This window comes from Stenotrophomonas sp. S41 (assembly GCF_016624625.1).
Taxonomy (GTDB): Bacteria; Pseudomonadota; Gammaproteobacteria; order Xanthomonadales; family Xanthomonadaceae; genus Stenotrophomonas.
The window spans coordinates 85,214-98,673 of the sequence record NZ_JACVTV010000002.1; the positions used below are offsets into that span (position 1 = coordinate 85,214).

The 13,460-nt window shown below is 68.2% G+C and carries 13 protein-coding genes; 9 read left to right on the forward strand and 4 right to left on the reverse strand.

What is annotated here, in order from left to right; genetic code table 11:
* Nucleotides 1–43 precede the first annotated feature (43 nt).
* A complete protein-coding gene (locus tag IAE56_RS00955; RefSeq protein WP_200751108.1) occupies nt 44–529 on the forward strand; it encodes a TspO/MBR family protein in 486 nt (161 codons plus the stop codon).
* A gap of 7 nt (nt 530–536) precedes the next feature.
* On the opposite strand, the gene IAE56_RS00960 is transcribed toward IAE56_RS00955, so the two are convergent.
* Entirely contained in the window at nt 537–791 is a 255-nt protein-coding gene (locus tag IAE56_RS00960; protein WP_200751109.1) for a hypothetical protein, read from the reverse strand.
* Between the two features lie 338 nt (nt 792–1,129).
* Here IAE56_RS00960 and IAE56_RS00965 point away from each other — a divergent pair, with 338 nt between their 5' ends.
* From IAE56_RS00965 to IAE56_RS00975, 3 genes are read left to right on the forward strand one after another with little or no spacing between them, the layout of a single operon-like run.
* Nucleotides 1,130–3,367 (forward strand): ATP-binding protein, encoded by a 2,238-nt coding sequence (locus tag IAE56_RS00965; RefSeq protein WP_200751110.1) that lies wholly within the window; start codon nt 1,130–1,132, stop codon nt 3,365–3,367.
* Nucleotides 3,364–3,831 carry a response regulator gene (locus IAE56_RS00970; RefSeq protein WP_108768952.1) on the forward strand — a complete coding sequence of 156 codons (468 nt, stop codon included), beginning with the start codon at nt 3,364–3,366 and terminating at the stop codon, nt 3,829–3,831. Before IAE56_RS00965 ends, IAE56_RS00970 begins: the two co-directional genes overlap by 4 nt.
* Nucleotides 3,824–6,229, forward strand: coding sequence for a response regulator (locus IAE56_RS00975; protein ID WP_200751111.1), 2,406 nt, complete (start codon nt 3,824–3,826; stop codon nt 6,227–6,229). The genes IAE56_RS00970 and IAE56_RS00975 overlap by 8 nt, the downstream gene beginning before the upstream one ends.
* Here IAE56_RS00975 and IAE56_RS00980 read toward each other — a convergent pair.
* From IAE56_RS00980 to IAE56_RS00990, 3 genes are all read right to left on the reverse strand, one after another.
* The gene (locus IAE56_RS00980; RefSeq protein WP_325167150.1) at nt 6,195–6,818 is read right to left on the reverse strand and encodes an oxidoreductase; all 624 of its coding nucleotides are present in this window, start codon (nt 6,816–6,818) and stop codon (nt 6,195–6,197) included. The genes IAE56_RS00975 and IAE56_RS00980 overlap by 35 nt on opposite strands.
* Nucleotides 6,819–6,905: 87 nt before the next feature.
* A complete protein-coding gene (locus tag IAE56_RS00985) occupies nt 6,906–7,589 on the reverse strand; it encodes a ChrR family anti-sigma-E factor (protein ID WP_200751112.1) in 684 nt (227 codons plus the stop codon).
* On the reverse strand, nt 7,586–8,209 hold the full coding sequence (locus IAE56_RS00990; protein WP_200751113.1) for a sigma-70 family RNA polymerase sigma factor: 624 nt from the start codon (nt 8,207–8,209) through the stop codon (nt 7,586–7,588). Before IAE56_RS00990 ends, IAE56_RS00985 begins: the two co-directional genes overlap by 4 nt.
* Before the next feature lie 134 nt (nt 8,210–8,343).
* Here IAE56_RS00990 and IAE56_RS00995 point away from each other — a divergent pair, with 134 nt between their 5' ends.
* From IAE56_RS00995 to IAE56_RS01015, 5 genes are all read left to right on the forward strand, one after another.
* Nucleotides 8,344–9,111 carry a hypothetical protein gene (locus IAE56_RS00995; protein ID WP_200751114.1) on the forward strand — a complete coding sequence of 256 codons (768 nt, stop codon included), beginning with the start codon at nt 8,344–8,346 and terminating at the stop codon, nt 9,109–9,111.
* Nucleotides 9,112–9,195: 84 nt separating this feature from the next.
* Nucleotides 9,196–10,149, forward strand: a complete 954-nt coding sequence (locus IAE56_RS01000; protein WP_200751115.1) for an acyl-CoA desaturase — start codon at nt 9,196–9,198, stop codon at nt 10,147–10,149.
* A gap of 2 nt (nt 10,150–10,151) precedes the next feature.
* Nucleotides 10,152–11,429, forward strand: coding sequence for an FAD-dependent oxidoreductase (locus tag IAE56_RS01005; RefSeq protein WP_200751116.1), 1,278 nt, complete (start codon nt 10,152–10,154; stop codon nt 11,427–11,429).
* Entirely contained in the window at nt 11,426–12,193 is a 768-nt protein-coding gene (locus IAE56_RS01010) for a DUF1365 domain-containing protein (protein WP_200751117.1), read from the forward strand. The genes IAE56_RS01005 and IAE56_RS01010 overlap by 4 nt, the downstream gene beginning before the upstream one ends.
* Nucleotides 12,190–13,449, forward strand: coding sequence for a cyclopropane-fatty-acyl-phospholipid synthase family protein (locus IAE56_RS01015; RefSeq protein ID WP_200751118.1), 1,260 nt, complete (start codon nt 12,190–12,192; stop codon nt 13,447–13,449). The genes IAE56_RS01010 and IAE56_RS01015 overlap by 4 nt, the downstream gene beginning before the upstream one ends.
* Nucleotides 13,450–13,460: the final 11 nt, after the last annotated feature.

Genomic DNA, 13,460 nt, shown 5'->3' on the forward strand with positions numbered 1-13,460 from the left:
TGCGTAGACCGGGTGCGATGGCAAATGTTCGAGAGGATCAGTGATGAATCACAGAAGACAGCTGTTCGGCCTGGCGGGTTGGCTGGCACTTACGCTCGCTGCAGCGGCATTGGGCGCGCGCGCCTCGATCACCGCCGCGCAGTTCTACGGGCAGCTGGTCCAGCCCAGCTGGGCGCCGCCGGCCAATGTGTTTGGACCGGTCTGGACACTCTTATATGTATTGATGGCGCTCAGCGCGTGGCTGATCTGGCGCCAGGGCGGTTGGCGCAGCAATCGGACGGCGCTCGGATTGTACGTCGCGCAACTGGTCGTCAACGTGCTCTGGAGCTGGCTGTTCTTCGCATGGAAGCTCGGCGGCGCGGCGTTCGCCGACATCCTGCTGTTGCTGGTGCTGATCGTGGCCACGATGCTGGCGTTCGCGCGCCGCAGAGCACTGGCGGCGTGGCTGCTGCTGCCTTACCTGGCCTGGGTCAGCTTCGCCACCGCACTCAACCATGCGGTCTGGCAGCTCAATCCTTCGGTGCTCTGAGCGCGGCTCAGGCGGCGGGTACGGCCGCCGCCCGCCAGTCCCGCAGCGCGGCGCCGGTGAACGACTGCTGGCCACAGCCCGACGGGCAGCGCACCACGCGGGCGGACGAGGTGCTGACCAGGCCAGCGCCTTCCTCTGCCCTGAAGACTGTCTCGCACGCCGTGCAGCGCGCCACCAGCGCATAGAGATGGACGATGCGGCCGCTGCAGGGATCCTGCAGGGCACTGACGTCGAGCAGTTCGAAGTGGGCACTGTCCGCCATCGGTCGACGCGGGAAGGAAGGATGACGATCGAAGGAAGGAACGGAAGGCTGCAGGTCCACGCGGCGTCGCCATGAGGGGAGTGGCTTTACTGTATGCAGCCGCGCGTGCAGCACGCGTGCAGTGCCGATGCAGCTGCTGCGAAGGCGCGCTGTGCCTTCACCCGAAGCTTGCTGAATTGTTCAGCGTTTCAGTCCTGAGTCTTCACATTAAAGAGTGGTATGCGAATCACGGTTTTTGCTTCACCATGTAGCGATGGCTTTTTCTTCCGACTCAGACGTGCGTCGTGGCGTGCATTCCGGCGCTGCCTACCTGCCCCGAACCGCGAGTACTGCTGCTGATGTCATCTGCTGAAACCGCGCAGGACACCGCGCTGGACCTCTGCGCGCGTGAGCCCATCCACACGCCGGGTGCCATCCAGCCTTACGGCGTGCTGCTGGTGGTCGACCCGCACTCGCTGCAGGTCCTCGAGCGCGCGGTGAGCGAGCCAGCCCTGCTTGAACGCTTCGGCGACCCGCTGGGACAGTCGCTGGCCGACGTGCTGGGCGGCGCGCTGGCGGGCTGCATCGCGCCGGTCGGCCAGGTGGCCATGGACAGTTCGGTGCACCTCGGCTCCATCGAGCTGCCGGACTACGGGCGGCACCAGGTGCTGGCCCATCGCTCGCCGCAGGCGCTGCTGCTGGAGCTGGAATCACCGGTGGCGGGCCAGCCGACCTCGCTGGAAGCCCTGTATCCCGCCATCCGCCAACTGATGGCGGCCATCGAGACCGCCAGCACGGTCGAGGCGCTGTGCCAGATCGCCGCCGAGCACATGCGCGCGATGACCGGCTTCGACCGTACTCTGGTCTATCAGTTCGACAGCGGCTGGAACGGCATCGTCATTGCCGAGGATGGCAACGGGGTACTACCCTCCTATCTCGACCTGCGCTTCCCCGAGTCGGACATCCCGGCGCAGGCGCGCGAGCTGTACCGCCGCAACCGCGTGCGCCTGATCGCCGATGCCAACTACAGCGCGGTGCCGCTGGTTCGCGCTGCGCAGCATGCCGATGCGGCGCCGACCGACCTGAGCCTTTCCGTACTGCGCAGCGTCTCGCCGGTGCACCTGCAGTACATGCGCAACATGGGCACCGGCTCATCGATGTCGGTGTCACTGATCCACGAAGGCCAGCTGTGGGGCCTGGTGTCCTGCCACAGTGCGGATGCCCGGCGCCTGCCCTACCCGGTGCGCACCGCCTGTGAGTTCATGGGCCAGATCGCCTCGCTGCAGATTGCCCTGAAGGAACGGGCCCGTGCGGTGGAAGAACGCATCAACCGCCGCTCGGTGCTGGTCCGGCTGCTGGGGCGCATGGCCGGTGACGAAGAGTTCATGGCTGCGCTGCGCCAGGATCCGGCCAGCCTGATGTCGCTGACCAACGCCGCCGGCGCTGCGATCGTGCACAAGGGCGACTGCCTGCTGGTCGGGCACTGCCCCGCCCGCAACGAGGTGCTGGATCTCGCCCACTGGCTGGCCAGCGAGCACGCCGGCGACGAGGTCTATGCCACCGATCACCTGGCCAGCACCTGGCCCGCGGGCGAAGCCCTGACCGACACCGCGAGCGGCCTGCTGGCGGTGTCGATCTCCCAGCTGCACGACAGTTTCCTGATGTGGTTCCGCCCCGAAGTGGTGCGCACCGTGCGCTGGGGCGGCGACCCGCGCAAGACCGCGACGCCGGGAACCGTGCTGTCACCGCGCAATTCCTTCGAAGCCTGGAAGGAGACCGTGCAGCAGCGCAGCCTGCCCTGGAATGATGCCGACCGGGATGCCGCGCACGAGATGCGCACCGCCATCGTCGACATCGTGCTGCGCAAGGCCGAGGAGATGGCCGAGCTCAACGAGCAGCTCCTGCGCAGCAACAAGGAGCTGGAGGCGTTCTCGTACTCGGTCAGTCATGACCTGCGTGCGCCGTTCCGGCACATCGTCGGCTATTCCGAGCTGCTTGGCAGTTCCGCCGCCGAACGCCTGAACGCCACCGAGCGCCGCTTCCTGGACACCATCGTCGAATCGGCCAAGTCGGCCGGCACGCTGGTCGATGACCTGCTGAGCTTCTCGCAGATGGGCCGCTCGACACTGGGCCGCATGCGCCTGGACATGGGCGCCCTGGTCAGCGATGTGCGCCGCACCCTGGCCTTCGACTATGCCGGGCGCGAGGTCGAGTGGAAGGTCGGCGCGCTGCCGGTCATCGAGGCCGACCCGACGATGATGCGCCTGGTCTGGCAGAACCTGCTGTCCAACGCCGTCAAGTTCACCCGCGAACGTGAGCACGCCCTCATCGAGATCGGCTGTGAACGCACCGACGAGGAGAACGTTTTCTTCGTCCGCGACAACGGCTGCGGTTTCGACATGCGTTATGTGGACAAGCTTTTCGGCGTTTTCCAGCGCCTGCACCACGTCGAGGAATTCGAAGGCACCGGCATCGGCCTGGCCAATGTCCGCCGCATCGTCGGCCGCCATGGCGGCCGCACCTGGGCCGAGGGCGCGCTGGGCAAGGGCGCCACGCTTTACTTCACCCTGCCCCATCAAAACGGAGAACACCCATGAGGGATCTGCGGCCCATCCTTCTGGTTGAAGACAGCCCCAAGGATGCCGAGCTGACGATGGCAGCACTGGCACGCTGCCAGCTGCTGAACGACGTCATCCATGTGCGCGACGGTGCCGAGGCACTGGACTACCTGCGCTGCGAAGGCGCCTATGCCGGGACGCAGCATGGTGGCCCGGTGGTGGTCCTGCTCGACCTGAAGCTGCCCAAGATCAATGGCCTGGAAGTGCTGGAACAGGTGCGCAACGACGCGACGCTGAGCAGCACGCCGATCGTCATGCTCACCTCGTCGCGCGAGGAGCAGGACCTGGTGCGCAGCTACCAGCTGGGCGTCAACGCCTTCGTGGTCAAGCCGGTGGATTTCAAGGAATTCTTCGACGCCATCCAAGGGCTGGGCATGTTCTGGGGCATCACCAACCAGCCGCCACCGCACCCGTCCGTCGGAACAGGCCCCCGCGATGCGTGATGCCACGCGCCGTGCTTCGCACCTGCGCATCCTCATGCTGGAGGACAGCGCGCTCGATGCGGAGCTGATCACGGCGCAACTGCAGCGGGGCGGGCTGGATTTCGAGATCGAGCGCCTGTGGACCCGCGACGCCTTCATTGACGCGATCGAGAGCGATCGTTTCGACGTCATCCTGGCCGACCACGTGCTGCCAGGCTTTGACGGCGATGCCGCGCTCGACCTCGCGCGCGAGCGCGCGCCGCACATCCCCTTCATCTTCGTTTCCGGCACCCTGACCGAAGAACTGGCGGTGCAGGCGCTGACACGTGGCGCGCGTGACTATGTGGTCAAGCAGCGCCTGCAGCGGCTGCCCGACGCGATCCGTCGCGCGCGCCAGGAAGCCAGCGAGCGCAACCAGCTGACCCAGGCCCGCGCGGCGCTGGACGAAAGTCAGGCGCAGCTGCAGCAGATCACCGATGCCGTGCCGGCGCTGATCGCCCACCTCGGCACCGACCACCGCTACCGCTTCGCCAACAAGGCGTTCCTCGACTGGCACGGCACCGACCTGCAGAGCATCCTCGGCCGGACCGCCGCGGAGGTTGGCGGCGAGGAGGCCTTCACCAACGCCCTGCCCAGCCTGCAGCGGGTACTGGCTGGCGAACGCGCCAGCTTCCAGGTCACCCTGGTGCACCGCAGTGGCGAGTCGCGGTTCCTGCAGATGGACTGCGTGCCCGAGCGTGCCGCCGATGGCAGCGTCACCGGCTATACCTGCCTGGGCAGCGATGTGTCCTCGCTGAAGCGTGCCGAGCTGGCGCTGCGCGAGGACAATGAATCCCTGGAACGGCAGGTGCAGGCGCGTACCGCCGAACTGCAGGCCAGCAAGCGGCGCCTGCAGGCCATCTTTGAATCCAGCTTCCAGCACCAGGTGCTGCTGGACCGCAGCGGCCGCATTGTCGATGCCAATGTCGCCTCGCTCGCCGCGGTACTGGCCGAGAAGGACGATGTCATTGGCCTGCCCTTCTGGGAATCGCCGTGGTTTGCTGCGACACCCGAGCTGGCCGGCGTGGTCGAACAGGCCGTGGCCGATGCCGCGCGCGGCCGCAGCGCGGTGCAGGCGATGGACCTTGAACTGCCCACCGGTCGCCGCAGCTTTGATTTCACGTTCCGCCCGCTGCAGGGTGCCGAGGGCACGGTGACCGCCGTGGTCTCCGAGGCCGTGGAAACCACCGCCCGCATCCAGGCCGAGCACGCGCTGCGGCAGGCCCAGAAGATCGAGGCCGTGGGCCAGCTCACCGGTGGCATCGCCCATGACTTCAACAACATCCTGACCGTGATCGCCGGCAACGTCGAGCACGCGATGCTGCTGAACCAGCGTGACGGCCAGCCCGGCAACATGAGTGCGCGTGCGCTGGACAATGCCCTGAAGGGCGTCGGCCGAGCGGCCAGCCTGACCCAACGGCTGCTGGCGTTTGCGCGCAAGCAGCCGCTGCGCAGCCAGGCGGTCAACCTCAACGACGCGCTGCTGGGCATGCATGACATGCTGCAGCGGGCACTGGGCGAACTGGTCCAGCTGGACATCCGCACCGGCGAAAGCATCTGGTGCGTCGAACTCGACGTCAGCCAGCTCGAGGCTTCGGTGCTGAACCTGGCAGTGAACGCGCGCGACGCGATGCCCGGTGGCGGGCGCCTGGTGGTGGAGGTCGACAACAGTCACCTCGACCATGACTATGCCGCGCTGTTCCCGGACGCGACGCCGGGCGAATACGTGATGCTGCGCGTGCGCGACAACGGCCACGGCATGTCCGCCGATACGATGGCCAAGGTGTTCGAGCCCTTCTTCACCACCAAGCAGGTGGGCCGTGGCACCGGCCTGGGCCTGTCGATGGTGCACGGCTTCGTCAAGCAGTCCGGCGGCCACGTCCTCATCGATTCGGTGGAGGGCGGCGGCACCAGCATCACCATGATGTTCCCGCGCTCCATGCTGGACCTGCCCTGCGAGACCGCCGTGGCGGCCACCGGCCTGGCCGGTTACGAGCCGCGCGAAGAGACGATCCTGGTCGCCGAGGACAATGACGATGTGCGCGCCTACACCGTCGAGGCGCTGCGCCAGCTCGGCTACCGCGTGCTGGAAGCGCACGACGGGCCGTCCGCGCTGCGCCTGCTCGAGCGTCCGGATGCGAAGATCGACCTGCTGTTCTCCGATGTGGTGATGCCGGGGATGTCCGGCTGGGCGCTGGGCCGTGAAGTGCGCGAACGCTGGCCGGAGGTCGCCGTGCTGTTTACCTCGGGCTATCCGCGCGACCACGATGCGGCCGGCAGCAAGGGCCGTTCGGCACCGCTGCTGTCGAAGCCGTTCACCCGCAGCGATCTGGCCGAGTCGATCATCAGCGTGCTGAAGGATCGCGCGCCAGCGCGTTGATCTGCGCGCATTCCACGACCATCGGCGGTGACGGCATCCGGGCCAGCGCGATCATCGCCTTGCCGATGCTGCGGTTGCTGGTGGTCAGCGCCGGCAGCAGCCCCTCCGCCATGGCCATCAGCGGGCGGGCCAGCAGATAGAACGGCTTGAGCAGCGTGTGTCGCGTGCCGGTGCCGGACACCGGCCTCACGCCGGCCGGTCGCAGCATCACCGTGCGCACCGGCAGATCGGCAAGCGCCTGCTCGGTCTCACCCTTCACCCGCAGCGGCATGATCCGGCTGTCCGGGTTGGCATGTGCACCCGATACATACAGGAAGCATCCACCGGGATTGGCTGCCGCCCACGCCTCAGCGACGGCGCGGGTCACCTGCAGCGTCACCTGGCGGTATTCGGGCTCGGCCGTGCCCACCGGTGGTGCGCCCGCACAATAGAAACAGGCGTCGAATCCAGCGAGCGCATCGCCCAGGGTGGCGGCTCGCTGGAAGTCCGCCAGTACGATCTCGTCGACGTTGCCCGGCACGCTGCCCGGGCGGCGCACCAGCGCGGCGACGTGGCCGACATCCGCGGACTGCAGGCAGGCCTGCAGCACGCCCTGCCCGACCAGCCCGGTGGCGCCACCAGCAGCACCCGCATTGCATTGCCATTGCCATTGCCCATCGGGCTTTCCTCAAGCGTTCTAGAGCTTTACGAACCGCTGGATCTTGCGCGCCAGCCAACCGCTGAACACCAGCGGTGCATCCAGCGCCGATACGCAGATGCAGGGCACGCCCGGTGCGGTGACCGGCTGGTGCTCCACGTCTTCATCCAGATCAGCCACATCGCCTGGCGCGAACAGACCCAGCGCATCATTGTAGGCGCCGCGCAGGATATGGGTGAGCTCGCTGCGGCCGTGGCTGTGCATCGGCAGGCACTTGCCCGGCGCGATCTTGAGCATGATCAGCGAGGGCATTTCCGCAGAGCGGATGCAGTGCACGCCCGGTGCGATCCAGCGCCAGTGAAGCGCAGCCAGCGAGCGACCGAAGTACGGGTGCAGGGACGCCGGCAGATGGTCCGCGCTCACCTCCGGCCGCTCCACCGGCGGCGCGGCCGGCCGCGCGACGGTCATGGCAGCCACCGCAGGCTCGTCACGCTCCAGCTCGGCCAGCATGGCCGCACGCAGCGCCTGGCTGCGGCCGCCAACCACCATCGGCTGGGTCTGTTCGATCAGCGCCGCACCGATGGCCTCGGCCTCGCGCAGGCGCTGGCGGCAATGCGGGCACTGCTCCAGGTGGGTGCCGGCAACCACGCTCAGCGGCGCCGGCAACGCGCCGGCCGCATAGCTCAGCAGGGTCGATTCGTGCAGGTGGTGGTGCGGGTTCATGGCATGCCCCCCACCTTTGCCTGCAGTTGCAGGAAGGCCCGACGCAGGTGTGATTTCACCGTGCCCAGCGGCATGGCCAGCGCCTCGGAGATCTCGCCGTGGCTCTTCGCCTCGAAATAGGACATGCGCACCAGCCGCGCCTGCACTGCCGGCAGTTCGTTGATGCGCTGGCGCAGGCGCGCCTGGTCGGCATAGTGCTCGGCGCTGCTGTGAGACTGCGCGTCGCCGCTGGCAGCCTCCTCCACAGCAGCCTGCACCTGCATCCAGCTGCGCTCGTGGCGCACCCGGTCGATCTGCAGGTTGCGCGCGATCCGGTACAGCCAGGTGCTCAGCGCACCCTGCGCCGCATCGTAGTCGGCCGCACGCAGCCACAGGCGCAGCAGGCATTCCTGCGCAAGCTCCTCGGCCACCGCTTCGGGCGCGCCGAGCCCGCGCAGGTAGACACACAGGCGCGGCATGAAATGGTCATAGATGCGCATGAAACAGGTGCGGTCGCGCAGGCGCGCCACACCGTCCATGTCACCGGTCCAGTTCGTCGGCTCGCTGCTTGGCTGCTGGGAACTGGACACGATGCGTGCGGCGTCGAAGTCAAAGGAAGGGCTGGCGGCGTCAGGGTACATCCGGGCGGCGATCAGGCAGGTGAAGGGGTCTGTGTGCTGTACGCACCAGAGCCCGGTTTGGATGCAGCGCACCGCCCTGCATCCAGCTGGGCCTGTGGTGCGTATGTTCAGCAGGCCAACCTGCCAGGACCCCCATGCATACCGCCGGGCTGCTGCTGTACCTGTCCACCGTGGCCAGCGCCACGCCCCTGCTGCGCAGCGAAGGCGTTGCCAGCCTGGCCGACGGCACCCCCGCCTACCGCGAGGTGCACTGGCGGCGCGGGGAGCCCGAAGGTGCGGCGCGCTGGGTGCAGTACCTGTGCCCGGACGGTCGCCCGTTCGCACGCAAGGAGCTGCCGGGCACCGCCCAGCCGCAGGCGCGGGGCTACCTGCTGCAGGACAGACGCAGCGGCCAGGCCGCCAGAGTGGTGGTGGCCGGCGGAAAGGTGAACATCGACTGGAAGGAAAGCGCGCCCGACGCGGAACGGCGTGCGCAGGTGCCACTGCCTGCCGACGCGGTGATCGACACCGGATTCGACGCCGCAGTGCGCGCGCACTGGCCTGCACTGATGAAGGGCGATGAGGTCCGCCTGCCCTTCCTGGTACCGGGCCGGCAGCGCTTCTACCCGGTCAGCGTGCGCCGTACCGGTGCGCTCACCTGGCAGGGTGCACCCGCACAGGCCATCGAGGTGCGCTTGGCCACCTGGTACGGCGCGGTCGCTCCGCGGCTGTCCCTGGTCTACGCCGATGATGACCGCCGCCTGCTGGAATTTCGCGGCACCAGCAACCTGCGTGATGGCCATGGCGCCTATCCGGCCGTCATTGTCCGCTTCGCCTCACCCGCGACGACGCAGCCGCGGACGCAGTGGCAACAGGCCTGGGCACAACCATTGGTGGCGTCCTGCGGCGTGAGCAGCAGGTGAGGTCGTCACGCAATGCCGATTGAGTGCATCCAATCCACGCCGTGCAGCGTAGAAAGGGACAGACACGCCCTTGAGACCTCGCCCATGTCCGCTGCCGCGCCCCTTCCACGCCGACGTGAGCGACTGCTGCGCACCCTGCGTCGCTGGTTCGATACCGAGGCTGTGGCGCCGCAGGCCGACCCAACCCAGCGCGGCCGCATCGACTGGCTGCGGGCCGTGCCGTTCGTCCTGCTGCATGTGGCGTGCCTGGGGGTGATCTGGGTCGGCGTGTCCTGGACCGCAGTAGCGGTCGCGCTGGCGCTGTACGCGGTGCGGATGTTCGCTATCACCGGCTTCTACCACCGCTACTTCTCGCACCGCACCTTCCAGGCCTCGCGCCCGGTGCAGTTCATGTTCGCGGTGATCGGCGCGTCCAGTGTGCAGCGCGGCCCGTTGTGGTGGGCCGCCCACCACCGCCATCACCACCGCCATGCCGATCAGCCGCAGGACCCGCATTCCCCGGTCAGCGGCGGATTCTGGCGCAGCCACATGGGCTGGTTCCTGACCCGCGAAGCCTTCGCCACGGATCTGGCGCGCGTGCCCGACCTGGCCCGGTTCCCGGAACTGCGCTGGCTGGACCGCTTTGACATCGCCGTGCCGGTGTTGCTGGCCGCGGGCCTGTACGGCCTCGGCGCGCTGCTGGAACGGGTGGCACCCGGCCTGCACACGACGGGCCCGCAGCTGCTGGTCTGGGGCTTCTTCATCTCCACTGTGGTGCTGTTCCATGCCACGGTCACCATCAATTCGCTGGCCCACCGCTTCGGCAGCCGCCGCTTCGACACCCGTGACGACAGCCGCAACAACCTGTGGCTGGCCCTGCTGACCTTCGGCGAAGGCTGGCACAACAACCACCACTTCTTCCCCGGCACCGCCCGCCAGGGCTTCCGCTGGTGGGAAGTGGACCTGACCTGGTACGGCCTGCGCCTGATGGCCGCCATCGGCCTGGTCAGCGGACTGAAGCCGATACCCGAGTGGGTGCTGGCCAAGGCGAAGGACTGAGCATGCGCATCGCGGTCATCGGTTCGGGCGTTGCAGGGCTGGCCAGTGCGTACTGGCTGGACGGCGAGCACGAAGTCACCCTGTATGAAGCCAACGACTATCTGGGCGGGCACACCCACACCCATCGGGTGCAGGTCGACGGCCAGCAGATGTCGGTCGACACCGGCTTCATCGTCTTCAATCCGCAGCACTATCCGCTGCTGACCGCCCTGTTCGACGAGCTGGGCGTGGCGTCACAGCCCACCACCATGAGCTTCTCGATGCACAGCGACCGTAGTGGCGTGGAGTACAACGCCACCTCGCTGGACGGGCTGTTCTGCCAGCGCCGCAACCTGGTCTCGCCGCGCTTCTGGGGCATGCTGGCCGACCTGCGCCGCTTCTACCGCGACGCACCGCTGCTGCTGGCCGAGGCCGAAGGCCCGACGCTGGGACAGTACCTGCGCCAGCAGCGCTTCGGCGATGCCTTCGTGGAGGAGCACCTGCTGCCGATGGCCTCGGCGCTGTGGTCTTCGCCGACCGCCACTGTGCTGGATTTCCCAGCGCGCTACCTGGTGCAGTTCATGGCCAACCACCAGATGCTGCAGATGACCGGCCGCCCGCCGTGGCGGGTGGTCAAGGGCGGATCGGCGCGCTACGTCGATGCGCTGCGCGGCCGCTGGCGCGTGCATGAGCGGCTGGAAACACCGGTGCAGGCGGTCGAGCGCATGCCGTGGGGCGCGCGCGTGCACAGCTCGGCCGGTATTGAAGGCTTCGACGAGGTGATCCTGGCCTGCCACAGCGACCAGGCCCTTGCCCTGCTGGCAGACGCCGATCCGGTCGAAAGCGCGGTGCTGGGCGCGATCCGCTACCAGGCCAATGAGGCCGTGCTGCACACCGATGCCTCGCTCCTGCCCGCCAACCGCAAGGCCTGGGCCGCCTGGAACGCACATGTTCCGGAAGATCCTTCGGCGCCCTGCACGGTGAGCTACTGCATGAACCTGCTGCAGGGCCTGCCCGGCGAGACGCCGCTGGTGGTGACCCTCAACCGCAGCGATGCCATCGATCCGGCCAAGGTGCTGCGCCGCCTGCGCTATGCGCACCCCGTGCACGACCATGCCGCCGTGCGGGCACAGCAGCGCTGGGGCGAGATCCAGGGCCACCGCCGCACCTGGTTCGCCGGTGCCTACTGGGGCTGGGGTTTCCATGAAGACGGCATCGCCAGCGCACGGCGCACGGTCGACGCGCTGCGCGCCCGCACCGGCATCGCGTCGCCGCTGCGGCCGACCGAGATCACGGCATGACCGCCAGTGCGCTCTATGTGGGGCAGGTGCAGCACCGCCGGCACCATCCGCACGGGCACGCGTTCCGCTACCCGGTGGCGCAGCTGCTGCTGGATCTGGACGAGTTGGACACGATCTTCGCCGGGCGCTGGCTGTGGTCGGTCAACCGACGCAACCTGGCCGAGTTCCGCCGCAGCGACTACCTGGGCGATGCGAAGGTGCCACTGGCCGATGCCGTGCGCGACCATGCCGCCACCGTGCTGGGCCGTCGCCCGGAAGGACCGGTGCGGCTGCTGACCCACCTGCGTTTTGGCGGCCACGTGTTCAACCCGGTCAGCTTCTACTACTGCTACCAGGCCGACGGCAGCACCCTGGACTGCATCGTCGCCGACATCACCAATACGCCGTGGAAGGAACGCCACGCCTACGTACTGCCGGTCGAGCAGGCGCAGCACGAAGGTGGCAGCCTGCGCTGGCAGTTCGACAAGTGCTTCCACGTGTCGCCCTTCATGCCGATGGACTGCCGCTACGACTGGCGCTTCAACGCTCCCGGCGATGCGCTGCGCGTGCACATGCAGGTCTGGCGCGAGGGCGTGCGCCAGTTCGATGCGACCCAGTCCATGCAGCGCCATCCGCTGGACGGCCGCGGCCTGGCGCGGGTGCTGCTGGGCTACCCGCTGATGACCGTGCAGGTGGTCGCCGCCATCCACTGGCAGGCGCTGCGCCTGTGGCTGAAACGCAACCCCGTGCACGACCACCCTTCCCTTGCCGAGAAACCGCGATGAACAATCTGACGCCTTCGGTGGCCCTGCCCCGTGCCGGTGCACTGGACGCCTTCCTGCGCCGTCGCCTGCTGGCCCAGCTTGCCCCGATGCACGACGGCCAGCTGCGCGTACGCGATGCCTTCGGCGAGGTGCTGCTGGGCGATGGCCAGGGCCCGCTGCAGGCCACGGTGACCATCGACGACCCGGCCTTCTACCGCAAAGTGGCCGCGCAGGGCAGCGTCGGCGCCGGCGAAAGCTACATCCACGGCGACTGGCGCTGCGATGACCTGGTGGCGCTGGTCCGCCTGCTGGTGCGCAACCGCGATCTGCTGGACGGCATGGAGCGCGGCCCGGCACGCGCCGCCGGCTGGCTGCTGCGCGGCTGGAACCGCCTGCGCCGCAACAGCCGCGAGGGCAGCCGCCGCAACATCGCCGCCCACTACGACCTCGGCAATGATTTCTTCGCGCTGTTCCTGTCGCCGGACCTGATGTATTCCTCGGCCCTGTACGCGCAGGCAGACGAGCCGCTGGAAGTGGCCTCGACCCGCAAGCTGGACCGCATCTGCCAGCAGCTGCAGCTGCAGCCGGGCGACCGCGTGGTCGAGATCGGCACCGGCTGGGGCGGCTTTGCCGTGCATGCGGCACGCCATTACGGCTGCCACGTCACCACCACCACCATTTCCGCCGAACAGCACGCACTGGCCGTGCAGCGCGTGCAGGACGCCGGCCTGCAGGAGCGCGTGACCGTGCTGATGCAGGACTACCGCGACCTGCAGGGCCAGTTCGACAAGCTGGTCTCCATCGAGATGATCGAGGCCATCGGCGCCGAGTTCCTCGACACCTACATGGGCACCCTGCAGCGCCTGCTGAAGCCCGATGGCGTGGCCCTGCTGCAGGCGATCACCATCGAAGACCACCGCTACGAACAGGCCCGGCGCAGCGTCGACTACATCAAGCGCTTCGTGTTCCCGGGCAGCTTCATTCCTTCGATCAACGCCATCATGGCGGCCAAGACCCGGGCCAGCGACCTGCAGCTGATCGCCCAGCAGGACTTCGGCCATTCCTACGCGCTGACCCTGCGCGCCTGGCGCCAGCGCTTCCTGGCCCAGCGCGCCGCCGTGCAGGCACAGGGGTTCGACGAGCGCTTCTGCCGCCTGTGGGAGTTCTACCTGGCCTACTGCGAGGGTGGTTTCCTGGAGCGCTCCATCGGTGTGTCGCACCTGCTGCTGGCGCGGCCGGGCCATTGCACCGACGTCCCCACCGGCCGCGAGGCCTGAGATGGGAGGCC